This window comes from Methylobacterium sp. FW306-05-D (genome assembly GCF_058782155.1).
This window is the reverse complement of sequence record NZ_JBYSXL010000036.1, coordinates 1-23,396: the sequence shown is the minus strand read 5'-3', so window position 1 is coordinate 23,396 and position 23,396 is coordinate 1. Positions and strand designations below refer to the sequence as shown.

Below are 23,396 nucleotides of genomic sequence, written 5' to 3'. Positions count from 1 at the left end.
CCCTGACGCTCACGGCCCTCGCCGCCCTCGGGGCACGCTGGTCGCAAGAGGGCGCGGGCCGCTCCGGCCCGACGCCGGGTCAGAGCTTCGTCGCGGTCCGGCCGGCAAGGCTGCGCGCCGCGGTCTCGAGACCCGCATGGTCGTGCCCGCCGCTGAGGGCATAGGCGGAGCGGCCCGCGGTCCAGTAGGCCGTCTCGCCGTCGCCGGGGCTCGTGACCTCGCTCGGGGCGACGTGTCCGTCGAGGTTGCGGGTGGCGAAGAGCGAGACCTCGCCGAGCTTGCCCGCGTCGATCATCACCTCGATGCCGGTGCCGTGCCGGGCCGGCACCACCTGCACGTCGCGCACCGTCCAGTCGGACGGCAGGTCGGGCAGGGCGATGCCGGTGGCCGCGGCGATGCCGGCACGGTCGTAGGGCTGGGTCTGGCTGCCCCGCTGCGCGGCGATGCGGGCGCGGACCTGCGCCGCCTCGCGGGCGTGGCGGGCATCCGCCACCAGGGCCGGGTCGACGGGGGAGGCGAAGGTGTCCGGCACGCCGAGGAAGGGGCCGTCCGAATGAGCGAGCCAGCCGGTGCCGACGAGGAGCGCGATCACGGCGGCCCGGCGCAGGCGGTCGCCGAACCGGCGCCAGGCCAGGCTGCGGTCGAGCCGGCGCGCGGCAGCCCGGTTGCGCTCCGGTCCCGGGCCCGGAACGATGGCGAAGGCCTGCCGCAGGGCATCGCGGTCATGCAGTTCGGCCATGATCCGCGCGGCGGTCTCGGGGTTGCGCGCCAGATGCGCCTCCACATCGAGGCGGCGCATGCCGTCGAGCTGCCCGTCCACGAAGGCGGTGAGGTCGTTCTCGGTGATCGGATCGATCATCGCAGTGTGTTCCATGGCGTCGGCTCCGGTCGGATACAGGGGGCGCGTCCCCGGACAAGGAGTCCCGGCCGCGCTGGGGACGGATCGGCCTGTCGCCGGCGCTCCGTCCCGGTCTTCCAAACTGTCGGGTCTTCCCAAACTCAGGTGTCGCCGACGGCCCGGCGCGGCGCGGCGTCCGGATCGTCCTGGGCGACGAGGCGCAGGCGCGGTCGCTCGGCGGCGAGGCGCTGGCGCCGCTCGGCCACGCCGCCGCCCTGCCGCTCGCCCTCCTCGAAGGCCCGCAGGGCGGCACGGCCCCGGCCGAGCCGCGACATCAGCGTCCCGATGGGAATGCCGAGCACGGCGGCCGCGTCGGCGTAGGCCATGCCCTCCAGGGTGACGAGGTGAAGCGCGGCGCGCTGCTCCTCCGGGAGGGTCAGGAAGGCGCGGCGGATCTGAGCCAGGCGGACCTGGGCCTCCTGGGCCGGGGGCGCCGTTTCCTCGCCCATCTGGACCAGCGTGTCGGCGTGGCGGGCCTCGACCCGCTTCCGGCGCTGCTCGTCGATGAAGACGTTGTGCAGCACCGTCATCATCCAGGTGCGCAGATTGGTGTTCGGCCGCGCCGCCTGGCCCGATTCGAGGGCCCGCACCAGGGCGTCGTGCACGAGATCGTCGGCCCGCAGGGTGTCGCGCGTCAGGGCCCGGGCGTAGCGCCGCAGCGGCACGAGCAGGTCGACGATGGCGGCGGGGCCGGGCCGGTTCGGTTCGGTCGTCATACAGGCATCAACGCACGAACCCGGGCCCTTAATCCAGCCGCCCGGCGCACAAACGCATCAGCGGTAGGTCGCCTCGAGGTCGAGGGTGCAGCGCCGGCCGATCTGGTCGTAGTTCTCGGCGATCCAGGCCCGGGCCGCGCCGCGGCCCTTGTCGCGCAGGCGCTCGAACACCCGCCAGCGGGCATCGAGGCGCGAGGAGGCCTGGTACTCGTCGAGGGCCCCGGTGCCGTCGATGCGGTGGACGTATTGCGAGCGGTACTCGCCCCGGCCGAGCACGCCCTCGGCGATCAGGTGATCGACGAAGTCGATGGCGCGCAGCTCGCGCATCAGGTTGGCGTTGAAGGTGATCTCGTTGAGGCGGTCCTGGATCTCCTGCGGCGTGCGCGGCGTCTCGCGGCGCTCCACCGGGTTGATCTGGACCAGGACGATGTCGCGGGTCTCGGCGCCGCGATAGAGGGGATAGAGCGGCGGGTTGCCGAGGTAGCCGCCATCCCAGTACGGCACGCCGTCGATCTCCACCGCCTGGAACACCGTCGGCAGGCAGGCCGAGGCCATGAGGTGATCGACGTCGAGGGTCGCGCGCTCGAAGACCGCGAGCTTGCCGGTCCAGACATTGGTGGCGGACACGAAGATCGACGCCGTCTCGGCCGCACGCAGGCGCTCGAAATCCACCTGGGCCGCCAGAACCTTGCGCAGCGGATTGTAGTTGAGGGGATTCGACGTGTAGGGGCTGATCCTCAGCGCCCGGCTCCAGAACTCCGCGACGGGGTTGTTCGACCAGAACTCGAACAGGCCGCTGAAGGCGCGGCGCTGGGCCGGCCAGAGGTCCCCGTCGAGGCTGACCTCCCGCCAGAACCGCTCCAGGGCGCGGCGGGCGCCGGCGGGGCCGTCCTCGAGCCAGCCATCGACCATCACGACGGCGTTCATGGCCCCGGCGCTGGCGCCGGTGATGGCCTCGAAACCGAGGCGCCCATCCTCGATCAGCGCGTCGAGCACGCCCCAGGTGAAGGCCCCGTGCGCGCCGCCGCCCTGCAGGGCGAGGGCCACCGTCTTCTCCGCCCGCGGCCCCGCGATCACGCGGGTGCCGGCGGCGGGCTGCATCGGCAGGTCGTGCTCGACGGGGACGTCGATGAGCGAATCGATCGCCGGTTCCTTGTGCGGATCGAGCATGCGAATCTCCCGATGGTGATGCTGCAACGCAATATATGATGCCGCAAGGCCACAAACAGGTGCGAAGCGGCAGCGGTTCCCTGTCCGTCACGCAGCCCTGCCCCCCGCCGGTCGCCCGAAACTCGACATCGACGCCCGGATGGGACATGGGAGAAGCCGAAACCGATCAGCGTGCTCGCTGGGCCGCCCGGGATGCCGGGTGACGCAGCGGGCTTGACGCCCGCCCGCCGTCATCTCAGCTAAACGATCGAGGGCGTAGAGTTCGCGGCATCGGAACGCCGCCGACCGGCCCCGGCCGGCGCGGTACGGTCACCGGCGGACGTTCCTCGGAGCGCACAGTCAACGATGGACATCATGGACGCGACCCCCGTCAATCCGATCAGCGGTTCCGGCCCCGAGATCGCAGGCCCGAGCCCCCGGCACCGCACGGTCGGCGTCACCATCGGGTCCGGCGAGGGCGCGGTCACGGTGGGCGGCGGCGCGCCGATCGTCGTCCAGTCGATGACCAACACCGACACCGCCGACATCGACGGCACGGTGGCCCAGGTGGCCCAGCTGGCGCGGGCGGGCTCGGAGCTCGTGCGCATCACCGTCGACCGCGACGAGGCCGCGGCCGCGGTGCCGAAGATCCGCGAGCGCCTCGACCGCATCGGCGTGCACGTGCCGCTGGTGGGCGACTTCCACTACATCGGCCACAAGCTCCTCTCCGACCATCCGGCCTGCGCCGAGGCGCTGGCCAAGTACCGGATCAACCCGGGCAATGTCGGCTTCAAGGAGAAGAAGGACACCCAGTTCTCGACGATCATCGAGCAGGCGATCCGCTACGGCAAGACCGTGCGCATCGGCGCGAACTGGGGCTCCCTCGACGAGGCGCTCCTCACCCATCTGATGGACGAGAACGCGAAGCTGCCCCGGCCGATCGACGCCCGCGCGGTGATGCGGGAGGCCATGGTGCAATCGGCCCTCACCTCGGCCGAGCGCGCCGTGGACCTCGGCCTGTCGAAGGACAAGATCATCCTCTCGGCCAAGGTCTCGGCGGTGCAGGACCTGATCGCGGTCTATCGCGAGGTGGCGCGCCGCTCCGACTTCGCCATCCATCTCGGCCTGACCGAGGCGGGCATGGGCTCGAAGGGCCTGGTGGCCGCCTCCGCCGCCATCGGCGTGCTGCTGCAGGAAGGCATCGGCGACACCATCCGCTACTCGCTGACCCCCGAGCCGGGCGGCGACCGCACCGTGGAGGTGAAGGCCGCGCAGGAACTGCTGCAGACCATGGGCTTCCGCACCTTCGTGCCCCTCGTCGCGGCCTGCCCGGGCTGCGGCCGCACCACCTCGACCACGTTCCAGGAGCTCGCCCGCGACATCCAGAGCTGGATCGTCACCTCGATGCCGGAGTGGAAGAAGGCCTATCCGGGCGTCGAGGGCCTCAACGTCGCGGTCATGGGCTGCATCGTGAACGGCCCCGGGGAATCGAAGCACGCCGATATCGGCATCTCGCTTCCGGGCACCGGCGAGACCCCGACCGCCCCGGTCTTCATCGACGGCAAGAAGGCCATGACCCTGCGCGGGCCGACCCTGGCCAAGGATTTCGAGACCGTGGTCACCGACTACATCGAGCGGCGCTTCGGCTCGGGCGCCCGCACCGCCGCCGAGTAGCGACCGACCCGGACGGCGCGGGTCCCTGCGACGGAACGGCGGCCTTCGGACAGGTTGTCGTTCTCGCATGCTGCGCCGCATGGTAGCGTGAACGCATCCGTCCCCCGCCGGCCGACTTCGTCGGAGCCGGCCCCGGCGTTCCCGTGCGCAGCTTGACGCCGCGCCGCGAGACGTTGGGCTCGCAACGAGCCTCGATCGAGCCGAATGACGCAGACCGCCCCTTCGAGCGCGCCCGCCGCCAAACCCGAGGGAGCCGGCAGCCCGCCCCCCGTCGCCGACGGGGCCGCCGAGACCGCCCGCGCCCACGCGCCGGCCAGCCTCTGGACCCTCATCCTCGGCTCCATCGGCGTGGTCTACGGCGATATCGGGACGAGTCCGCTCTACGCCTTCCGGGAGGCCCTGGTCTCCGCCCGCGCCGACGGCATCCTGCTGCGCGAGGAGGTCCTCGGCGTCGCCTCGCTCATCCTCTGGGCGCTCGTCCTCATCGTCACCATCAAGTACGTCGTCATCCTGATGCGGATGGACAACAACGGCGAGGGCGGCATCCTCTCGCTGATGGCGCTCGCCCGCACGGCGCTGGGCGGCTCCCGGGTGGTGTTCATGTTCGGCCTGCTCGGCGCCTCGCTGTTCTACGGCGACGCCATCATCACGCCGGCGATCTCGGTGCTCTCGGCGGTGGAGGGCCTGAAGCTCGTCACCCCGGCCTTCGACGCCTACGTGCTGCCGATCACCATCGCGATCATCGTGCCGCTGTTCCTCATCCAAGTGCGGGGCACCAGCAAGGTCGCGGCCTTCTTCGGGCCGATCATGGCGGTGTGGTTCGCCGCGATGGCGCTGGCCGCCCTGCCCCACATCGCGGCCAACACCGACGTGTTCTGGGCCCTCAACCCGTACTACGCCGTCCACTATCTCCTGGGGCACGGCACGGGCGCCCTGGTGGCCCTCGGCGCGGTGTTCCTCGCGGTGACGGGGGCCGAGGCGCTGTTCGCCGATCTCGGCCATTTCGGGCGCCGGCCGATCCAGATCGCCTGGCTCGGCCTCGTCGGCCCCTGCCTCGTGCTGAATTACTTCGGCCAGGCGGCCCTGGTCCTGTCGAAGCCCGACACCACCGATCCGTTCTTCCAGCTCGTGCCCGAATGGGGCTTGCTGCCGATGGTGCTGCTCGCCACCGCCGCCACCGTCACGGCGAGCCAGGCCGTCATCACCGGCGCCTTCTCCCTGTCGCGCCAGGCGATCCAGCTCGGCCTGCTGCCGCGCCTCGAGATCCGCCACACCTCCGAATCGCATTCGGGCCAGATCTACCTGCCGCAGATCAACGCCCTCCTGATGGTCGGCGTCGTGATCCTGGCCGTGCTGTTCCGCTCCTCGGCGGCCCTGGCCTCGGCCTACGGCATCGCCGTGACGGGCACGATGCTGATCACCGCGAGCCTCGCCTTCCTGGTGCTGTGGAAGACCTGGAAGTGGTCGCCCTGGGCCGCCGGCCTCGCGATCCTGCCCTTCGCGGCGGTGGAGTTCCTGTTCCTGCTGTCGAACATGCTGAAGGTGTTCGAGGGCGGCTACGTGCCCCTGCTCTTCGCGGGCGCCCTGATCGTGATGATGTGGACCTGGGTGCGCGGCGTCGGCATCCTCATCAACAAGACCCGCAAGACCGACGTGCCGCTGACCGAGCTCGTCAGCATGCTGGAGAAGAGCCCGCCGCACCACGTGCGCGGCACGGCCGTGTTCCTGACGAGCGACCCCTACATCGCGCCGGCCGCCCTGCTGCACAACCTCAAGCACAACAAGGTGCTGCACGAAAAGAACGTCGTGCTCACGGTCGAGACCGTGGACACGCCCCGGGCCGCGGAGGCCGACCGCATCCACATCGAGCCGATCGGCCCGCACTTCCACAAGGTCGTGATGAAGTTCGGCTACATGGAGACGCCGAACATCCCCCGGACCCTGACGCTGCTGCGCAAGCAGGGCTTCAAGTTCGACATCATGGCGACGTCGTTCTTCCTGTCGCGCCGCTCGATCCGCCCGGCCGCCCATTCGGGCATGCCCCTGTGGCAGGACCGGATCTTCATCACCCTGGCCAAGAACGCCAACGACGCCACGGACTTCTTCCAGATCCCCACCGGCCGCGTGGTCGAGGTGGGCACCCAGGTGACCGTGTAGGGGCCGCTCCGGGGGGTCGTTCCGGGCCGGGCCGTATCGGCGATTGCCCTCGGGCAACCTTGACCGCGTCCGGGCGAGACCGCCGCGCGAGGCGGGGATCAGCCGATTGCGCCGTGCGGCACCGGGCTCACGCCACGGCCGATGAGGGCGCGGGCTGCGTGGCCGCTGGCGGCCGGCCGGACCCGGTCTCGCGGGTCCCGCCGCGCAGCGCCAGGTCGACGGGTCCGTCGAGGACGGGCAGCGGCGCGGCCTGCCGGTTCGCGGGACGGGCGTAATAGGCCCTGAGCAAGGCTGTCCGATCGCGCAGATGGGCCTCGACGCGGTCGTTCAGGCGCCCGACCGGACCCGCCAGGGCATCGAAGCCCGCGGTGAGGGCACGCACGATCGCGCGCGTGCAGGCCGTGGCGAGGTGGGCGAGCGGACGAAGCATGTTCATCGTGACCTTCGGTGACGGGCGGGCACGATCCGAGATAGGGCGAGGGTCGCGCCGGTCCCCGCGACCGAAAGCGGCACGCGGGGTGCCGGAACCGGCGGCGCGCCGGAGACCGCTCGGCGACCCGGAGCGGTGGCCCCGGGCGTCGGCTCACGGCCTCGGCAGGTTGAGGACGGTCGGCGGGACCGGCGGCGGCGGAGCCAGGGCGGCCGGCGTCAGGGCGAGGCGGCTGCGGGGCGCCTTCGGCGCCTTCGCGACGGGCACCTCGGCGACGGGCGCCGTCTTCTCCTCGACGGCCCGCGCGGTGCGGATCGGAGCCGGGCGAGGGGTCGGCGCCGACGCGGCCGGCGTCGCGGCAACCGGCGCGGTCGCGGCCGGGGCGATCGAGGCCGGCGCTGCGGCGGGAGAGACCGGGGCCGCGCTCACCGGCATCGTCGGTGCGGCGGGGGCCTCGGCGGAGGCGAAGGCGAGCACGGTGGTGCGCGCGGGCGGCTCGGCCTGCTCGACGGCACCGGGCTTGCGCTTCTCGTAGAAGGCGTTGCCGCCGGCCACCGCCACGTAGTGCATGTTGTTGTAGGGGAAGCGCAGGCCGGCGGTGTGGAAGTACATCGCCCGGCCGACCTTCGGGTGGCGCTGGCCGTCGAGGACGGCATCCGTCACCTCGGCGACCGTCTGCAGGCTCTTCTCGTCCATCTTCTTCGTCAGGACGCCGGGCGCGAATTGCCGGGGCTGGCCGACCACGGCGCAGATTCCCCCATTGGGGAAGGCGGCGGCCTCGAGCCGGTTCATCACCACCGTGCCGACGGCGAGCAGACCCTCGGGGTCGCTGCGATTCGATTCGAAGTACATCGCCCGACCGAGACAGTCGCGCTCCTCATCGGTGACAGACACCGGCTTGGCTGCGAGCGTCGAGCCCGTCGTGTTGGGTGCACCCGCATAGGTATTGCAACCACCGAGAGCCGGAACCGCCAGGAGAAGACCAAGGAGAGGCAGCGTCGTCGCCGATCGGATTTCCTGCATGCCGTCTCGCTCCACTCCCTCAAGCGTATCCATATGGCTTGACCACCAAATGGGTTCGTTTTCGGGCAGTGGCGGCGTTTTCCAGGCGGCGAGGCCGGCGCGCCGCGTCAGGCCTCGCGGTCGTAGCGGAAGGCGTCCGCCACCCGCGGCATCCCGATGTGATCGTAGAAGCTGACGGCCCCGGGGGCGGCCGTCAGCAGGAGCGAGGCCCGCGGCCCGAGCGCCGCGCGGGTGGCCGCGATCAGGCCCTGGCCGATCCGGAGGCCCTGGACCGAGCGGCTCACGGCTAGGTCGGAGAGGTAGGCGCAGAACACGAAATCGGTGAGCGTGCGCGCGACCCCGACGAGGTCGCCGTCCCGCCGGGCGGTGACGACGAGGTCGGCCTGGGCCAGCATCCGGGCGAGGCGCGGCAGGTCCTCGACCGGGCGTCGCGGGGCAAGGCCCGAATCGATCAGGACGCGGCGGAACGCCTCCGCGTCGAGGTCCGGTTCGAGGCCGTAGGCGACCTCCGCCACGCTCAGGCCGTCAGCGTCCCGTGGCAGTGCTTGTACTTCTTGCCCGAACCGCAGGGGCACGGCTCGTTGCGCCCGACGCGGCCCCAGGTGGCGGCATCGTCCGGGTCGCGCTCGAGGACGGCGGTGTCGGTGGCCATCTCGCGGGCGGCGTAGCCGTAGGCGGGGCCCGCGCCGCCGTCGCTGCCGGTACCGCTGCCCGCCATCTCGTTCTCGCCGGTGACGGGATCGAGGTGCTGGGCGAACATCGGCGGCAGGCCGGGCTGCGCGAAGGGGTTGTCCGCGCCCTCCGCCGGCGGCTCCTCGTACATGATCTCGATGCGCGAGAGCTGCTGGGTGACCTGCTCGCGTAAGGACGCGACCAGGCTGTTGAACAGCTCGAACGCCTCGGACTTGTACTCGTTGAGGGGATCGCGCTGGGCGACGCCGCGCCAGCCCACCACCTGGCGCAGGTGGTCCAGGGTGACGAGATGCTCGCGCCAGAGGTGGTCGAGGGTCTGCAGGAGCACCTGCTTCTCGACATAGGTCATCACCTCCGGCGTGTTCTTCTCGGTGCGCTGGGCATAGGCCTCGTCGGCGGCCTGGCGCAGGCGGTCGCGCATCTCCTCGTCGGCGATGCCCTCCTCCTTGGCCCAGTCCTCCACCGGCACGTCGAGGTTGAGCACTATCTGGACCTGCTCGCGCAGGCCCTCGATGTCCCACTGCTCCGCATAGGCGTTCTCGGGCACGTGCACGGCCACGAGATCGTCGACCACGCCGTGGCGCATCTCGTCCACGGTCTCGCGCACGCTGTCCTGGCCCATGAAGTCGCGGCGCTGCTCGAACACGACCTTGCGCTGGTCGTTCATGACGTTGTCGTACTTGAGCACGTTCTTGCGCATGTCGAAGTTGCGCGCCTCGACCTTCTGCTGCGCCTTCTCGATGGCCTTGTTGATCCAGGGGTGGATGATCGCCTCGCCCTGCTCCAGGCCGAGGCGGGTCAGCATGCCGTCCATGCGGTCGGACCCGAAGATCCGCATCAGATCGTCCTGGAGCGACAGGTAGAACTTCGAGCGGCCGGGATCGCCCTGGCGGCCGGAGCGGCCGCGCAGCTGGTTGTCGATGCGGCGGGATTCGTGGCGCTCGGTGCCGATGATGTAGAGGCCGCCCGGCAGGGCGACCTTGCGGCCCGCGGCCGGGTCCGCCGGCTCGCCCGAGGCCAGCACCTTGTCGCGGTTCTCGGCGATCTCGGCCTTGATGGCGTCGACCTTCGCGTCGCGCTCCGGCCCCTCGGGCACGCCCGCCAGTTCCTTCTCCACCCGCATCTCGACGTTGCCGCCGAGCTTGATGTCGGTGCCGCGGCCGGCCATGTTGGTCGCGATGGTGATGGCGCCGGGCACGCCGGCCTCGGCGACGATGTAGGCCTCCTGCTCGTGGAAGCGGGCGTTCAGCACGGCGAAGCGCTTCGTCACCCGGCCCTCGCGGGCGGCGGCGTAGACGTCGGTCAGGGCGTTGGGGTCCGAGTAGTCGAGCTGGCGGAAGCCGGCCTTGACCAGCATCTCGGCGAGATGCTGCGACTTCTCGATCGAGCCGGTGCCGACCAGGATCGGCTGGTGGCGCGCATGCGCCTTCTCGATCTCGGCGATGATGCCGTCGTACTTCTCGGCCACCGTCCGGTAGACCTCGTCGTCCTCGTCGACGCGCTCGACCGCCTTGTTGGTCGGGATGTCGACCACCTCGAGCTTGTAGATCTCGGCGAACTCGTCCGCCTCGGTGGAGGCGGTGCCGGTCATGCCGGCGAGCTTGGAATAGAGGCGGAAGTAGTTCTGGAAGGTGATCGAGGCCAGCGTCTGGTTCTCGGGCTGGATCGTCACCCGCTCCTTGGCCTCAAGCGCCTGGTGCAGCCCTTCCGAGTAGCGCCGGCCCTGCATCATGCGGCCGGTGAACTCGTCGATGATCACCACCTCGTCGTTCTTGACGATGTAGTCCTTGTCCAGGGTGAACAGGGTGTGGGCGCGCAAGGCCAGGTTGACGTGGTGGACCAGGGAGACGTTGTGCGCGTCGTAGAGGTCGCCTTCCTTGAGCAGGTCCGCGCCGCGCAGGAGGTCCTCGACGAACTCGTTGCCGCTCTCGGTCAGCGAGACCGTGCGCTGCTTCTCGTCGAGGTCGTAATGCTCGCGCTCCAGATGCGGCATCAGCGCGTCGACCGAGACGTAGAGTTCGGAGCGGTCGTCCACCGGGCCGGAGATGATGAGCGGGGTCCGCGCCTCGTCGATCAGGATCGAGTCGACCTCGTCGACGATCGCGTAGTTGTGGCCCCGCTGCGAGAGCTGGCTAAGCTCGTACTTCATGTTGTCGCGCAGGTAGTCGAACCCGAACTCGTTGTTGGTGCCGTAGGTGATGTCGGCGGCGTAGGCCTCCTTGCGCTGCTGGTCGTCGAGGCCGTGCACGATGGTGCCGACGGAGAGGCCGAGGAAGCGGTAGACCCGGCCCATCCACTCCGCGTCGCGGGCAGCGAGGTAGTCGTTCACGGTGACGACGTGGACGCCGAGGCCCGACAGCGCGTTGAGGTAGACCGGCAGGGTCGCCACCAGGGTCTTGCCCTCGCCGGTGCGCATCTCGGCGATGCCGCTCTCGTGGAGCACCATGCCGCCGATCAGCTGCACGTCGAAGTGGCGCTGGCCGAGCACGCGCTTGGCCGCCTCGCGGACCGTGGCGAAGGCCGGCACCAGGATGTCGTCGAGGGTCTTGCCGGCGGCGAGTTCGGCCTTCAGCGTCGCGGTCCGGGCGCGCAGGTCGTCGTCCGAGAGCGCGGCGACCTGCGGCTCCAGGGCGTTGATCTCGGCCACACGGGGACGATAGCCCTTCACGCGCCGGTCGTTGGACGAGCCGAAAATCTTCTTGGCGAGGGCACCGAGCATCGTGAACCTACGGTCGATCGAATAAGTCTGAAGGCGAATGTTGGCCGGGCTTATAGAGGTAAACACGGGCCGGCGCATCCGAAAGAGCCGGCCCGGCCTCAACACCCGGATGGGGGTGCGGCCGGGTCGGCGCCGGGCGGAGGCGCGCGGCCGAGCGGCCGCGCGTCCGGGTGGGCCCGGAGGGGCGCACAGGACGGGCGACCGCCGGCGTCGCTCGGCAAACGCGGCAGGGCTTCGTTTCGATCCGGCGCGCGACGACCGGCCCGTCACGGCCATGCCGGATACCGGGAACACCGCCGCGAGCCGGCCCGCGGCGGCGGCGGGACCTCCCCGCATCGTGATCGCCCCGCGCCGGGCGAGGCGGGACGGCGCCCCCGGGCGGACCCGCCGCCCCGACCGTGGCGCCGCGCCCGGATTCGACCGTTCCGCGGCCGGGTCGCGCTTGCCATCGGGGGCTTGCCATCGAAGTCTTGCCATCGGAGCACGCACGCGCCACCTGATGTCGCGGCAAAAACCGCGGCCCCGGCCGCACGTCTCTCTCGACCGCCCCATGCGACGACCTCCGGCCGGCCCCGCGCCGGGACGCGGGCGGCGCTCCCAAGGACGCCTCCATGACGCTGATCAAGTCCCTCTCGCGCCCCGGTCTCCTGCGCTCCGGCCTCCTGCGCTCCGGCGCCGTCGTCCTGGCGCTCGGCCTGCCGCTGGCCTCCGCCCGGGCCCAGGCGCCCGCGGCGACCCCGGCCGCCGCACCGGTCGCCCCCGAGACCGTGGTGGCGAAGGTGAACGGGGCGCCGATCACGGCGGGCGATCTCGCCATCGCGTCCGAGGACCCGGCCCTGTCGCTGCCGGGCGTCGACGACGCCCAGAAGAAGGGCCTGCTCGTCGATTACATGATCGACCTCAAGGTCGGCGCCCAGGCGGCGGAAGCCGCCAAGGTCGGCGATTCGCCGGACTTCCAGCGCAAGCTCGCCTACTTCAGGGACAAGCTCCTCCTCGACGAATACCTGGAGCGCGAGGCCAAGAAGGCGGCCACGCCGGAGGCGGCCAAGGCCCTCTACGACCAGACCGTCAAGGCGATGAAGCCCGAGGAGGAGGTGCATGCCCGCCACATCCTCGTGGAGAGCGAGGACGAGGCGCGGAAGATCGCCGCGCGCATCAAGGGCGGCGAGGACTTCGCCCGGGTGGCGGCCGAGGTGTCGAAGGACCCCGGCTCGAAGACCGAGGGCGGCGATCTCGGCTGGTTCACCAAGGAGCGCATGGTCGCCCCCTTCGCCGAGGCCGCCTTCAAGATGAGCCCGGGCCAGGTCTCCGATCCGGTCAAGACCCAGTTCGGCTGGCACGTGATCAAGCTCGAGGAGAAGCGCACCAAGCCGGTCCCGACCTTCGACGAGATGCGGGAGCAGGTCGACCAGTACCTCACCCGCAAGGCGCAGCAGGACCTGATCCTGAAACTGCGCGAGGGCGCCAAGATCGAGCGCACGGCCGCCGCCCCGGCCGTGGCGCCCGCCCCGGCCCAGAAGGCGCCGTAAGGGGCCTCAGGCGACCCGGCGCAGCGCCTGCGGCGCGGGTTCGGTCCGCCCGCGCCCGTCGCGCTTGGCCCGGTAGAGCGCGGCGTCGGCCCGGCTGAGCAGGGCGTCGAGCCGGCGCCCGGGCGCCGCGGCGGCGTCCTCCGGCGCCGCGAGGCCGATGCTGACGCCGATCGCGAGCTGCGGCAGTTCCGGCACGGCGACCGCGGCCACGGCCCGGCGCAGGAACTCGGCCTGGGCCAGGGCCTCCTCCGGGGTCACGCCGCGCAGGAGGCAGGCGAATTCCTCGCCGCCCATGCGCCCGAAGATCGCGGAGCCCGGCAGCAGCGCCGCCACCGTATGGCAGAAGCCGACCAGGACCCCGTCGCCCACCGCGTGGCCGTACCGGTCGTTGATGCGCTTGAAGTGGTCGAGGTCGAACAGCAGCAGGGTGACGTCGCCTCCCGCCGCCAGGGCGGCCTCCGCCCGGGCCACGAAGGCGCGCCGGCTGAGGATGCCGGTGAGCGCGTCGGTCTCGGCGGCCAGCCGCTGCAGGCGCTCCGCGCGCTCCTTCGTCAGCGACATGAACACGAAGGCGATCGCCAGGGTGAAGAGCATCCCGGCCAGGCACAGGACCGTCAGCCAGGGCGTCTGCAGCGGGTTCGGCCCGACCTGCGGGGGCGCCACGACCGCCAGGGGGACGCGGATCCAGTAGGCGAAGGTGTAGAGCAGCAGCAGGGCGACCCCGGGATAGCGCGACACCAGGGGTTCGGCCCGCGCCCGCCAGATCTCGCGCGCGGCGAGGAAGCAGAAGCCGCCGGCGAGGCCGGAGGCCAGCATCACCCGGGCCGGAACCGAGGCGAAGAAGGCCGGGATCAGGCAGCCCACGCACCAGGACCCCACCGCGATGACGATCGGCGCCAGGCGCGCGCGCCGTCCCTCGAAGGCGCGGGTCCCGGCCCAGATCAGCCCGTAGGCTCCGATCATCACGCCGTTGGCGACGCCGATCGAGACCCAGTCCGGAATCACGCCCCGCAGGGCCAGCAGGGCCGAGGCCATCGCGCCGGTGATGTGGGCGACGCCCCAGATCGCCAGGGCGTGGACGTGGCGGGCCTGGCTCCAGGACAGCAAGAACAGGCTCCCGACCATGAAGGTCAGGATCACGGTCACGAGCAGCAGGGTCGAGGCATCGAGCAGCATCGGTCGGTTCCGCTCCCCTCGCTCGTCCGACGATCAGGCATCGCCTGCCCCCTGGGACAGCCGACCGCGCCCCGATGTTATCCTAAATGATCGCGAATACCCAGATCCACCCCCCGATGTGCATCGACGACATCCGGGCGCGGCGGGTCCTCACGGTTCGGCCTTGCGAGGACCGGGGCCGAGCGGCGTGATCCGCAGGGCGGTGATCCGGTTGCGGGCCTTGCGCAGGACCTGGAAGCGGAAGCCGTGGAAGTTGAAGGCCGTGCCGGAGTCGGGGATCGCCCGGGCCTCGTGGATGACGAGGCCCGCGATGGTGGTGGCCTCGTCGTCGGGCAGGTCCCAGTCCATCGCCCGGTTGAGGTCGCGGATCGGCACGCTGCCGTCGGCATGCACCGAGCCGTCGCCCTGGGGCCGCACCCCGGACACGGTCACGTCGTGCTCGTCGGCGATGTCGCCCACGATCTCCTCGAGGATGTCCTCCAGGGTCACGAGGCCCATCACCTCGCCGTACTCGTCGACCACCAGGGCGAAGTGGGTCTTCTTGGTGAGGAAGGCCTTGAGCTGGTCGCGCAGGGAGGTGGTGTCGGGCACGAACCAGGTCTCCAGGGCCAGGGCCTCGACCTTGAGGCCGGAGGCGTCCCCGCCGGCGGCGTCGAGGGCCCGCAGGAGGTCCTTGGCGTGCAGCACCCCGACGATGTTCTCGGTGCTGCCGCGCCAGAGGGGCATGCGCGTGTAGGGCGAGGCCAGCACCGCGCGCACGATCTCCTCCGAGGGCAGGTCGGCATCGATGGTGCGCATCTTGGTGCGGTGGACCATCACCTCCGAGACGGTGAGGTCGGACAGATCGAGGAGGCCGCCGAGCATGTCGCGCTCGGCCTTGGCGACCCCGCCCTCGCGATGCAGCAGGGCGACCTGGCCGCGGATCTCGTCGGTGGCCGAGAGGATGGTCTGGCGCTCGCCGATCCGGATGCCGAAGGGCCGGAGCATGGCGCGGACCAGGGCCTCGATGGCGAGCGCCGCCGGCCCGAGCAGGGCCACCGCGAAGGCCACGGGGCGGGCCATGACCAGGGCGGCGCTGTCCGGCTTGTTGATCGCGAGGGTCTTGGGCAGCACTTCGGCGAAGATGATGACGAGGACCGACATCACCCCGGTGGCGTAGAGGACGCCGCTCTTGCCGAACAGGGTGGTGAGCACGCTGGTGGTGAAGGCCGAGGCGCCGATCGCCACGATGTTGTAGCCGATGAGCATGGCGCCGATGAAGCGCTCGCGGCTCGCCAGGATGGCGTTGACGAGGCGGGCGCGCCCGTCGCCGGCCTTCTCCAGGGCCAGCATGCGGGCCCGGGAGGCCGCCGTGAAGGCGGTCTCGGCCCCTGCGAAGAAGGCCGAGAGCAGGAGCGAGATCACCACGATGCTCGCGGCCAGCCAGAGATCGGTATGGGGTTCCATGCGCGCCGATGCCGGAGGGTGTCGTTTCGGACGAGCGCCTGATTACCACGGCGCGGGCTGCACCATTCACGCCTCTTGCGTCACGGCGACGAGGTCCTCGCTGCGTCGGTGATCAGGCGCAGCTCCGTCTCGCGCTGTCCCGCCGGGGCGCCGCGCAGGCGGGCGACCTCGGCCTCCAGCGCGGCGATGCGGCGATGCGGGTCCTCTGTCCCGGATTCGCTCAAGCGGCGCTGAGCTCGGCATCCAGGAAGGCGCGGACCTCGGCCCCGTCGATGCCCGGCGCGATGAAGCTCCGGCCGATGCCGCGCGCCAGGATGAAGGTCAGCGCCCCGTCGCGGACCTTCTTGTCCTGGGCCATCGCCGCCACCAGGGCGTCGGCGTCGCCGCAGCCGCCCGGCACCGCCTGGAGCCGGGTCGGCAGGCCCGCGAGGGCGAGGTGGTTGGCGACCCGGCCCGCGTCCTGGCCCGGGCACAGGCCGAGGCGGGCGGAGAAGCGGAAGGCGAGGGCCAGCCCGATCGCCACCGCCTCGCCGTGGACGAGGCGGGCGGAGTCGTAGTCGGTCAGCCGCTCCAGGGCGTGCGCGAAGGTGTGGCCGAGGTTGAGCAGGGCGCGCTCGCCGTCCTCGCGCTCGTCGCGCACCACCACGCCGGCCTTGGACCGGCAGCAGATCGCCACCGCCTCGTCCCGCTCCGGCCCGCCCGCGAAGATGCCGGCCCAGTGCGCCTCGCACCAGTCGAAGAAGGCGGCGTCGTCGATGAGGCCGTACTTGGCCACCTCGGCGTAGCCCGCCCGCATCTCCCGCTCCGACAGGGTGTCGAGGGTGGCGGTGTCGGCGAGCACGAGGCGGGGCTGGTGAAAGGCGCCGATGAGGTTCTTGCCGTGGGGCGAGTTGATCCCGGTCTTGCCGCCCACCGAGGAATCGACCTGGGCGAGCAGGCTCGTCGGCGCCTGCACGAAGCGCACGCCGCGGCGCAGGGTGGCGGCCGCGAAGCCCGCGAGGTCGCCGACGACGCCGCCGCCCAGCGCCACCACGAGGTCGTTGCGCTCGACCCTGTGGGCGAGGAGCCCGTCGCAGACCGCCGCGTAGGTGGCGTAGGATTTCGAGGCCTCGCCCGGGGCCACGGTGACGAGGCCCGAGCGCAGGCCCGCCGCCGCGAGGCCGTCCTGCAGGCGCGCGCCGTAGAGGGCGGCCACATTGGTGTCGGAGACGATCACCGCCGCCTTCGCCCCGAGGGCGGCCACGTGCCGGCCGGCCTCGTCGAGGAGGCCGCGCCCGATCAGGATGTCGTAGGCCCGCCCCTGGTCGAGGGGCACGGCCACGGTGCGGCGGTCGGTCACTGGGCTGCGATTCCGGTCTGCGAGGGACGGTTCAGATAGGCGTCCAGGGCCTCCATGACGTCCTGGACGACCCGGTCGTGGGCGACGTCGCGGGAGATCACCTCCACGTCGGCGGTGGCGTAGACCGGATGGCGCTGGGCCATGAGCTGGCGCAGGGTCTCCTCCGGGTCCTCGGTCTGGAGGAGCGGGCGCCCGCCGCGCTTGCGCACCCGGCGCATCAGCACGTCGAGCTCGGCCTTCAGCCAGATCGAGACGCCGCCCTCGGCGATGCGGGCGCGGGTGGTCTCGCGCATGAAGGCGCCGCCGCCGGTGGCGAGCACCAGGGGGCCCTCGCGCATCAGGCGGGCGATCACCCGCTCCTCGCCGTCGCGAAAACTCGGCTCGCCGTAGATCGCGAAGATGTCGGGGATGGTGAGCTTGGCCGCCGTCTCGATCTCGTTGTCGGCATCCTTGAACATCAGCCCGAGGCGCGTGGCCAGCCGGCGGCCGACGGTGCTCTTGCCGGCCCCCATGAGGCCGACGAGCACGATCGAGCGGTGCCCGAGGGCCCGGCGCAGGCGCAGTTCGATCGGCTCGCCGCCGGAGGCGGCGCCCGGCGGTTCGCCCGGGGGCGGAACGCCGCCCTGAGGAGGGACTTCGGTCATCACGGACATCTACACATCGTTGGGCGGGTCTTAGCGCGTTTTCCGGTGGGGGCGAAGCGCCCGGCGCGGCGCGCGCACCGGAATGCCGCGCCGCCTGTGGCCCCGAAGTCATTGCCTTCGGCGCCCGCGCGTGATGCAACCCCAAGCTTGTCGTCAGCCTTACCCCGGCCCCCGAGGCCATCTGGCCCCCGAGGCGCGCCCCGTCCCCAGCGCCGCACGATCGAGGTTCGTCCGAGTGCCGACCCTGTTCCGTTTCCTCGCCACCCTCGCCATCCTGGCCGGGCTCGCCTTCGCGGGGATGTTCGCGCTCGCGACCTTCGTGGTGCCGACGCCGCGCGAGATGAGCGTGACCATCCCGGCCTCGAAGCTGCAGCCGCCGAACCGGTGACGCGCGCGCCGGTCCCAGCCCCGGCCGGGCCGGGCGCGCGCGCCGCGGGCGAAGGGGCTCCGGATGAAGGAGCTTCGGTTGAAGGATCTCCTGGCGAGGTCCTGATCCGCGACTACCTCGACATGCTGGCCGCCGAGCGGGGCGCGGCCGCCAACACGCTCGCGGCCTACCGGCGCGACCTCGCCGACTACCTCGCCGCCCTGGCGCGGGGCGGGCACGACCCCGTCGCGATGGAGGCCGCCCCCTTGCGCGCCTACCTCGCCGACCTCGAGACGCGCGGCCTCTCGGCGGCCTCCGCCGCGCGGCGGCTCTCCTGCATCCGCGGCTTCCACCGCTTCCTCTACGCCGAGGGCCTCGCCGAGGACGATCCCAGCGCGCCGATCGGCGGGCCGCGGCGGGTGCGGGCCCTGCCCAAGGTCCTGTCGGTGGCCGAGGTCGACGGGCTGCTCGCGGTCGCGCGCGCGCGCGCGGCGGGCGACGCGCGCGGCACGCGCCTGCTCTGCCTGATCGAACTCCTCTACGCCACGGGCCTGCGCGTCTCGGAGCTCATCGCCCTGCCCCGGGCGGCGGCCTCCACGAAGGAGCGCTACCTCGTGGTCCGGGGCAAGGGCGGGCGCGGGCGGCTGGTGCCGCTCACGGAGATCGCCCGCAGCGCCATGCGCGACCACCTCGCGAATCTCGGCGCCGACGGCCCCTGGCTGTTTCCCGCCGACAGCGAGAGCGGGCACCTGACCCGGCAATCTTTCGCCCGGGACCTGAAGATCGTGGCCGCCGCGGCCGGCCTCCGGGCCGACCGGGTCAGCCCGCACGTGCTGCGCCACGCCTTCGCGAGCCACCTGCTGCAGAACGGCGCGGACCTGCGCATCGTGCAGGAGCTCTTGGGCCACGCCGACATCTCGACGACGCAGATCTACACCCACGTCCTCGACGAGCGCCTGAAGAGCATGGTCCGCGACCTGCACCCGCTGATGGACGAGTGAGGGCCGGGGGCTTCAGCCCTCCGCCGCCTCGTGCAGCGTGTCCTCGATGTAGAGCTGCGCCAGCAGCACCTTCGCCACCGCCATCAGCGGCAGGGCCAGGGCGATGCCCCAGAGGCCGAAGATCACGCCGAGGACCAACTGCCCGGCGAAGATCGTGGCCGGGGGGATGTCGAGGGCCTTCTTCTGGATGAAGGGCGTCAGCCCGTAGCTCTCCAGGGTCTGCACCGCGAGATAGACGCCGAGGGCCCCGAGGAGCGCCGTGGTGCCCGAGGCCAGGGAGGCGAGCAGGATCACGACGCCGGCGATCAGCGGGCCGATGGTCGGGATGAAGGCCAGGAGCCCGGCCTGGAGGCCGAGGATGAGGGCGCCGCCGATGCCCAGGAAGGCGAGGCCCGCCCAGGTGCAGACGAAGATCACCGCCATGGTGACGAGCTGGCCGAACAGCCAGTGGCGCAGGGTCTCGCCCATGCCGTCGAGGAGGGCGGTGGCACGGCTCCGGTGCGCGGGCGGCACGAAGCGCACGAGGCCGTCGCGGTAGGCGCCCGGATCGGCCGCCACCGAGAGGCCGAGGAAGACGATGACCAGGGCGTTGCCCAGCGCGCTGAACAGGCCGATCACCACGGTGGCCGCCGGCCCGAGCACGCTGCCGGCATCCGACAGCAGGGAGCCGGGGCTCTTCATCGCCCCCGAGGCGAGGCCCGCGAGGCCGCCGGGCTTCTGGCTGGACGCACCGGATTCGTCGCCCTTGGGTGTTCCATCGGCGCCACCCTTGTTCTCGTCGCTTCTGTTCTCGCCACCCTTGTTCTCGCCGCTCTTGTTCTCGCCACCCTTGCCGGGGGCGATCTCGGGCACGTCGATGCCGTAATCCTTGAGCCGGTCGCGCACCGTGCCGGCCTGGGCCGCCACCGTCTGGCCGAGGTCCCGCCCCTGCTGCACGATGGTGGCGCCGCCGAAGGCGATGAGGGCCAGGGTCAGGCCGGCGAGCACGAGGCTGACGAGGCTGAGGCGCAGGCCCCGGCTTCCCGGCATCACCTGGCCGAGGAGGCGCGTCAGCCCGTCGAGGAAGACGCCGAGCAGGATGCCGGCGAAGACGAGGAGCAGGGTCGAGGCCGCCATCCAGGCGAGCGCCAGGACGGCGATGAAGGCCACGACGGCGATGCCGGAGACGGCAAGGGACCAGTCGCGCGGGCGCGGGCCGGCGGGCTCCGCGCTGAGGAAGGGAATGGCCATGAACGGGTTGGGCTCCTGGCGTGCCGATCGGGCACGCGGACATCGGACGGATTTCCGGGCGGGTCCGGCCGCCCAGCGCCCGACCCCTCCTGCAAAAGGATGTCGCCAGCGCAGCTCGGGTTCCGTCGCCGGACGGCCCCGCGCCGCCTTAGGCCGGCCCGGCGGTCGTCGCGTCCCAGCGGGCCGCGGCCTGGTCGTCCGCCTCCGTCGCCTCGACCCATCCGCCGGTGCTGCCGTCGGCGAGGTGCTCGCGCTTCCAGAACGGGGCCCGGGTCTTGAGGTAATCCATCAGAAAGCTGGCCGCCTCGAAGGCCGCGATCCGGTGGCTCGACGCGGTGACCACCAGCACGATGCCCTCGCCGGGCGCCACGAGCCCGTGGCGGTGGATCACCCGGACCCCGTGGAGCGGCCATCGGGTGCGCGCGGTCTCGACCACCCGGCCGATCTCGGCCTCGGCCATGCCGGGGTAATGCTCGAGTTCGAGCCCCGTGAGGCGGCCGCCCTCGTCGCGGCACAGGCCCGTGAAGGTGACGATGGCCCCGGCCCGGCCGCCGAACTCCTCGGTGAACCGGGCGATCTCGGTGCCCGGGTCGAAGGGCGCGCTCTGGATGCTGACGTCGGGCATGGACTTCCCTCGGAACGGCCCCGGCCCGGAGCCGCCTTTCCGGGCGGCACACTCTTGACGAGGCCCGGCGAACCTGCCCTCACGGGCACGGGCGCTCTATGCCCCCGAACGCCCGGCGACGCCACCGGGATTCCGAAGGACGTTTTCCGCCGTGACCCCAGAGCTGATCCTGCCCCATGACGGCGTCCTGCCGGTCTTCTCGGCCCGTCCGGTCTGGTGCGGGCGCGCGAGCACGGTGATCGGCGACGCCACCCTCGGCGCCCAGGCCTGGCTCGGCGACCACAGCGTCATCCGCGCCGACGGCGACCGGATCGTCATCGGCGAGCGCTTCTGGCTCGGCCACCGCTCCACCGTCCACATCGCCACCAACACCCACCCGACCCTGGTGGGCGACCGGGTGACGGTGGGCCGCAACGCCGTGGTGCATGCCTGCACCGTCGGCTCGGACGTGGTGATCGAGGACGACGTGATCGTGCTCGACAGCGCGCGCGTGGAGAGCGGCGTGCTGATCGAGGCGGGGGCCACCGTGTTCCCGAGGGCGCATCTGGCCGCCGGCTTCGCCTATGCGGGCAGCCCCGCCAAGGCGGTGCGGGCGATCAGCCTGCCGGAGATCGCCGAGCAGGCGGAGCGCCTGCGCGAGGCCTCCGGCGACCTGCCGACGCCCCCGGCCGCCGACGAGCCCGAGCCCGATCCCAGCGTCTACGTCGCCCGCACGGCGCGCCTGCGCGGCCGCATCGCCCTCGGCGCCGGCTCCACCGTGCTGTTCTCCTGCGAGCTCCATGCCGAGGTCGGCCCCATCGTGGTCGGGGCCAACACCAACATCCAGGACAACAGCGTCATCCGCAGCCGCGGCGAGGGCGTCGTGCTCGGGCGCGACACCACGGTCGGCCACAACGTCCGGCTCTCCGACTGCCGCATCGGCGCGCGCAGCCTGATCGGCATCGGCTGCGTCGTGGCGCCCGGCACCGTGATCGCCGACGACGTGCTGCTGGCCGCCGGCGCCGCCACCGATCCGGGCCAGCTCCTGGAGGGCGGCCACCTCTGGGGCGGGCGCCCGGCCCGCATCCTCGGCCCCCTCGATGCGGAGAAGCGCGCCATGATGGCCCGGGTGGTCGAGGGCTACGTGGCCCACGGGGTGGCCTACCGGCAGGCGGAAGCGGCCCTGGCTTGAGACGGGCCTCCCCTCGGCGGCCCGAAGGTCACGGCGGGCACCGGTGACGCCGCTCTCAGGGATCGCGTGAGACCGGGAGCGCGGGGCGATCGCACGGCACCCGTGCGGCGCGAGGCACGAAGTCGCCGCCCCCTCGGCCCCGGGAACACCTGTCGTCGAAGGGACGTTGTCTGCCCCCGACGCCCCCGCAGAGAGTTCCCCATGAAAGCCGTCACCCTCGCCGTCATCGCGACCTTCACCCTCGGGGGCGCCGCCCTCGCCGCCGGCAGCGGCCCGGGCTCGGCCAACAACGCGCCGGCCCAGGAGCTGGAGCAGAACGGCGCGCGGAACGCCTCCCAGTACGGCGCTCCCGCCGACACCGCGCCGGCCCAGGACCGGGTCCCGACCACGGGCTCGACCGTCCGTCCGGCCCCCGGCCTGACCGACGTCGCGCCCGGCGCCCCCGCCGGCCGCTGAGAGGCCGAAGGGCCCGGATCGCTCCGGGCCCTTTTTTATCCGATCGTCCTCGTCGCCGCTCAGGCGGCGCGCACGGTGGCGAGGAAGCGCTGGACCTCGGCGCTGAGATGCTCGGACTGGCGCGAGAGCTCGGAGGCCGCGCCCAGGACCTGGGCGGCCGCCGCCCCCGTCTCCTCGGCCGCCCCAGCCACCCCGGCGATGTTGGTGGTCACCGCCCCCGTGCCCATGGCCGCCTGGGCCACGTTGCGCACGATCTCCTGGGTGGCCGCCCCCTGCTCCTCCACCGCCGCCGAGATCGAGGTGGCCACGCCGCTGATCTCGCGGATGCGCGCCGCGATCCCGCCGATCGCCTCCACCGCCTGGCCCGTCGAGCCCTGGATCTGGGCGATGTGCCCGCCGATCTCCTCGGTGGCCCGGGCCGTCTGGTTGGCCAGCTCCTTGACCTCCGCCGCCACCACGGCGAAGCCCCGGCCCGCCTCGCCCGCCCGGGCCGCCTCGATGGTGGCGTTGAGCGCCAGCAGGTTGGTCTGGCCGGCGATCGAGGTGATCATCGTCACCACGTCGCCGATGCGCGCCACCGCCGTGTTGAGGGTCTGCACGAAGGCCGCCGTCTGGGCGGCCTCCGTCACGGCCGTCTGGGCCATGGCCGCCGAGGCGCTGACCTGGCGCCCGATCTCCTGGACCGACGAGCCGAGCTCCTCGGCCGCCGCCGCCACGGTGTTGACGTTCGAGGCGGCCTCGTCGGCGGCCGCCGCCACGCTGGTGGACTGGTTGGCGGTCTGGGTGGCGGTGCCGGCCATGCTCTGGGCGGTGGCCTGCAGCTCGGTGGCCGAGCTCGTCACCATGGTGATGATGCCGCCCACCGCCCCCTCGAAGCTATCCGCCATCGCCCGCATCGCCGCCTGGCGCTGCGCCTCCGCCCCCGCCCGCGCCAGGACCGTCTCCTCCTCGAG

At 72.1% G+C, this 23,396-nt stretch carries 22 protein-coding genes; 7 read left to right on the top strand and 15 right to left on the bottom strand.

All coding sequences use genetic code 11. The features are described 5' to 3' along the window. Nucleotides 1–79: 79 nt before the first annotated feature. The 3 genes from AC3WLN_RS13820 to AC3WLN_RS13810 all read right to left on the bottom strand — a co-directional run bounded on the left by AC3WLN_RS13820 (nt 80) and on the right by AC3WLN_RS13810 (nt 2,784). Entirely contained in the window at nt 80–874 is a 795-nt protein-coding gene (locus AC3WLN_RS13820; RefSeq protein WP_492482079.1) for an anti-sigma factor family protein, read from the bottom strand. 125 nt (nt 875–999) lie between these two features. Beyond that, entirely contained in the window at nt 1,000–1,614 is a 615-nt protein-coding gene (locus AC3WLN_RS13815; protein ID WP_492482077.1) for a sigma-70 family RNA polymerase sigma factor, read from the bottom strand. 57 nt (nt 1,615–1,671) lie between these two features. Further along, on the bottom strand, nt 1,672–2,784 hold the full coding sequence (locus tag AC3WLN_RS13810) for a patatin-like phospholipase family protein (protein WP_492482075.1): 1,113 nt from the start codon (nt 2,782–2,784) through the stop codon (nt 1,672–1,674). A 345-nt stretch (nt 2,785–3,129) separates the two neighbouring features. Between AC3WLN_RS13810 and ispG the strand changes: the two genes are divergently transcribed. Together ispG and AC3WLN_RS13800 are read left to right on the top strand one after the other, a co-directional pair. Next, entirely contained in the window at nt 3,130–4,437 is a 1,308-nt protein-coding gene (gene ispG / locus AC3WLN_RS13805; protein ID WP_492482073.1) for a flavodoxin-dependent (E)-4-hydroxy-3-methylbut-2-enyl-diphosphate synthase, read from the top strand. Between the two features lie 204 nt (nt 4,438–4,641). After that, nucleotides 4,642–6,594 (top strand): potassium transporter Kup, encoded by a 1,953-nt coding sequence (locus tag AC3WLN_RS13800; RefSeq protein ID WP_492482071.1) that lies wholly within the window; start codon nt 4,642–4,644, stop codon nt 6,592–6,594. 127 nt (nt 6,595–6,721) lie between these two features. On the opposite strand, the gene AC3WLN_RS13795 is transcribed toward AC3WLN_RS13800, so the two are convergent. The 4 genes from AC3WLN_RS13795 to secA form a co-directional block, all read right to left on the bottom strand. Further along, nucleotides 6,722–7,030: a hypothetical protein gene (locus AC3WLN_RS13795; RefSeq protein ID WP_492482069.1), complete on the bottom strand. Its 309-nt coding sequence runs from the start codon at nt 7,028–7,030 to the stop codon at nt 6,722–6,724. A gap of 147 nt (nt 7,031–7,177) precedes the next feature. Next, nucleotides 7,178–7,918 (bottom strand): cell wall hydrolase, encoded by a 741-nt coding sequence (locus tag AC3WLN_RS13790; protein WP_492482067.1) that lies wholly within the window; start codon nt 7,916–7,918, stop codon nt 7,178–7,180. 236 nt (nt 7,919–8,154) lie between these two features. Continuing rightward, entirely contained in the window at nt 8,155–8,562 is a 408-nt protein-coding gene (locus AC3WLN_RS13785) for a GNAT family N-acetyltransferase (protein WP_492482065.1), read from the bottom strand. A 2-nt stretch (nt 8,563–8,564) separates the two neighbouring features. Continuing rightward, complete coding sequence (gene secA, locus AC3WLN_RS13780) at nt 8,565–11,459, bottom strand: preprotein translocase subunit SecA (protein ID WP_492482063.1); 2,895 nt, start codon at nt 11,457–11,459, stop codon at nt 8,565–8,567. A 611-nt stretch (nt 11,460–12,070) separates the two neighbouring features. Here secA and AC3WLN_RS13775 point away from each other — a divergent pair. Next, on the top strand, nt 12,071–12,988 hold the full coding sequence (locus AC3WLN_RS13775) for a peptidylprolyl isomerase (RefSeq protein WP_492482061.1): 918 nt from the start codon (nt 12,071–12,073) through the stop codon (nt 12,986–12,988). A 6-nt stretch (nt 12,989–12,994) separates the two neighbouring features. On the opposite strand, the gene AC3WLN_RS13770 is transcribed toward AC3WLN_RS13775, so the two are convergent. From AC3WLN_RS13770 to AC3WLN_RS13750, 5 genes are all read right to left on the bottom strand, one after another. Further along, the gene (locus AC3WLN_RS13770) at nt 12,995–14,164 is read right to left on the bottom strand and encodes a GGDEF domain-containing protein (RefSeq protein ID WP_492482059.1); all 1,170 of its coding nucleotides are present in this window, start codon (nt 14,162–14,164) and stop codon (nt 12,995–12,997) included. 150 nt (nt 14,165–14,314) lie between these two features. Further along, nucleotides 14,315–15,610 carry an HlyC/CorC family transporter gene (locus AC3WLN_RS13765; RefSeq protein WP_492482057.1) on the bottom strand — a complete coding sequence of 432 codons (1,296 nt, stop codon included), beginning with the start codon at nt 15,608–15,610 and terminating at the stop codon, nt 14,315–14,317. Nucleotides 15,611–15,690: 80 nt separating this feature from the next. After that, the gene (locus AC3WLN_RS13760; RefSeq protein ID WP_492482055.1) at nt 15,691–15,834 is read right to left on the bottom strand and encodes a hypothetical protein; all 144 of its coding nucleotides are present in this window, start codon (nt 15,832–15,834) and stop codon (nt 15,691–15,693) included. Next, nucleotides 15,831–16,949, bottom strand: coding sequence for a 3-dehydroquinate synthase (aroB, locus tag AC3WLN_RS13755; RefSeq protein WP_492482053.1), 1,119 nt, complete (start codon nt 16,947–16,949; stop codon nt 15,831–15,833). The genes AC3WLN_RS13760 and aroB overlap by 4 nt, the downstream gene beginning before the upstream one ends. Then, nucleotides 16,946–17,602 carry a shikimate kinase gene (locus AC3WLN_RS13750; RefSeq protein WP_463771864.1) on the bottom strand — a complete coding sequence of 219 codons (657 nt, stop codon included), beginning with the start codon at nt 17,600–17,602 and terminating at the stop codon, nt 16,946–16,948. The genes aroB and AC3WLN_RS13750 overlap by 4 nt, the downstream gene beginning before the upstream one ends. A 226-nt stretch (nt 17,603–17,828) precedes the next feature. On the opposite strand from AC3WLN_RS13750, the gene AC3WLN_RS13745 reads away from it, so the two are divergent. Both AC3WLN_RS13745 and AC3WLN_RS13740 read left to right on the top strand, forming a co-directional pair. Beyond that, nucleotides 17,829–17,981: a hypothetical protein gene (locus tag AC3WLN_RS13745; protein WP_055946764.1), complete on the top strand. Its 153-nt coding sequence runs from the start codon at nt 17,829–17,831 to the stop codon at nt 17,979–17,981. A gap of 101 nt (nt 17,982–18,082) precedes the next feature. Then, on the top strand, nt 18,083–18,961 hold the full coding sequence (locus tag AC3WLN_RS13740) for a site-specific tyrosine recombinase XerD (RefSeq protein ID WP_492482115.1): 879 nt from the start codon (nt 18,083–18,085) through the stop codon (nt 18,959–18,961). A 12-nt stretch (nt 18,962–18,973) separates the two neighbouring features. Here the strand turns inward: AC3WLN_RS13740 and AC3WLN_RS13735 are convergent, their stop codons facing one another. Beyond that, entirely contained in the window at nt 18,974–20,191 is a 1,218-nt protein-coding gene (locus AC3WLN_RS13735) for an AI-2E family transporter (protein WP_492482050.1), read from the bottom strand. Between the two features lie 148 nt (nt 20,192–20,339). Then, complete coding sequence (locus tag AC3WLN_RS13730; RefSeq protein WP_492482048.1) at nt 20,340–20,816, bottom strand: molybdenum cofactor biosynthesis protein MoaE; 477 nt, start codon at nt 20,814–20,816, stop codon at nt 20,340–20,342. Nucleotides 20,817–20,967: 151 nt separating this feature from the next. On the opposite strand from AC3WLN_RS13730, the gene AC3WLN_RS13725 reads away from it, so the two are divergent. Together AC3WLN_RS13725 and AC3WLN_RS13720 are read left to right on the top strand one after the other, a co-directional pair. Continuing rightward, nucleotides 20,968–21,987, top strand: coding sequence for a gamma carbonic anhydrase family protein (locus AC3WLN_RS13725; RefSeq protein WP_492482046.1), 1,020 nt, complete (start codon nt 20,968–20,970; stop codon nt 21,985–21,987). Nucleotides 21,988–22,188: 201 nt separating this feature from the next. Next, entirely contained in the window at nt 22,189–22,443 is a 255-nt protein-coding gene (locus AC3WLN_RS13720) for a hypothetical protein (RefSeq protein ID WP_492482044.1), read from the top strand. A gap of 59 nt (nt 22,444–22,502) precedes the next feature. Here AC3WLN_RS13720 and AC3WLN_RS13715 read toward each other — a convergent pair. Continuing rightward, the coding region (locus AC3WLN_RS13715) for a methyl-accepting chemotaxis protein (RefSeq protein ID WP_492482042.1) at nt 22,503–23,396 on the bottom strand (894 nt) is incomplete at its 5' end.

What these genes read in the sequence shown, in the direction of transcription:
- AC3WLN_RS13750 (WP_463771864.1), bottom strand. Translation starts at nt 17,602, where the DNA reads ATGTCCGTGATGACCGAAGTCCCTCCTCAGGGCGGCGTTCCGCCCCCG.
- AC3WLN_RS13765 (WP_492482057.1), bottom strand. Translation starts at nt 15,610, where the DNA reads ATGGAACCCCATACCGATCTCTGGCTGGCCGCGAGCATCGTGGTGATC.
- AC3WLN_RS13720 (WP_492482044.1), top strand. Translation starts at nt 22,189, where the DNA reads ATGAAAGCCGTCACCCTCGCCGTCATCGCGACCTTCACCCTCGGGGGC.
- AC3WLN_RS13770 (WP_492482059.1), bottom strand. Translation starts at nt 14,164, where the DNA reads ATGCTGCTCGATGCCTCGACCCTGCTGCTCGTGACCGTGATCCTGACC.
- AC3WLN_RS13730 (WP_492482048.1), bottom strand. Translation starts at nt 20,816, where the DNA reads ATGCCCGACGTCAGCATCCAGAGCGCGCCCTTCGACCCGGGCACCGAG.
- AC3WLN_RS13775 (WP_492482061.1), top strand. Translation starts at nt 12,071, where the DNA reads ATGACGCTGATCAAGTCCCTCTCGCGCCCCGGTCTCCTGCGCTCCGGC.
- secA (WP_492482063.1), bottom strand. Translation starts at nt 11,459, where the DNA reads ATGCTCGGTGCCCTCGCCAAGAAGATTTTCGGCTCGTCCAACGACCGG.
- AC3WLN_RS13810 (WP_492482075.1), bottom strand. Translation starts at nt 2,784, where the DNA reads ATGCTCGATCCGCACAAGGAACCGGCGATCGATTCGCTCATCGACGTC.
- AC3WLN_RS13800 (WP_492482071.1), top strand. Translation starts at nt 4,642, where the DNA reads ATGACGCAGACCGCCCCTTCGAGCGCGCCCGCCGCCAAACCCGAGGGA.
- AC3WLN_RS13735 (WP_492482050.1), bottom strand. Translation starts at nt 20,191, where the DNA reads ATGGCCATTCCCTTCCTCAGCGCGGAGCCCGCCGGCCCGCGCCCGCGC.
- AC3WLN_RS13815 (WP_492482077.1), bottom strand. Translation starts at nt 1,614, where the DNA reads ATGACGACCGAACCGAACCGGCCCGGCCCCGCCGCCATCGTCGACCTG.
- AC3WLN_RS13795 (WP_492482069.1), bottom strand. Translation starts at nt 7,030, where the DNA reads ATGAACATGCTTCGTCCGCTCGCCCACCTCGCCACGGCCTGCACGCGC.
- ispG (WP_492482073.1), top strand. Translation starts at nt 3,130, where the DNA reads ATGGACATCATGGACGCGACCCCCGTCAATCCGATCAGCGGTTCCGGC.
- AC3WLN_RS13820 (WP_492482079.1), bottom strand. Translation starts at nt 874, where the DNA reads ATGGAACACACTGCGATGATCGATCCGATCACCGAGAACGACCTCACC.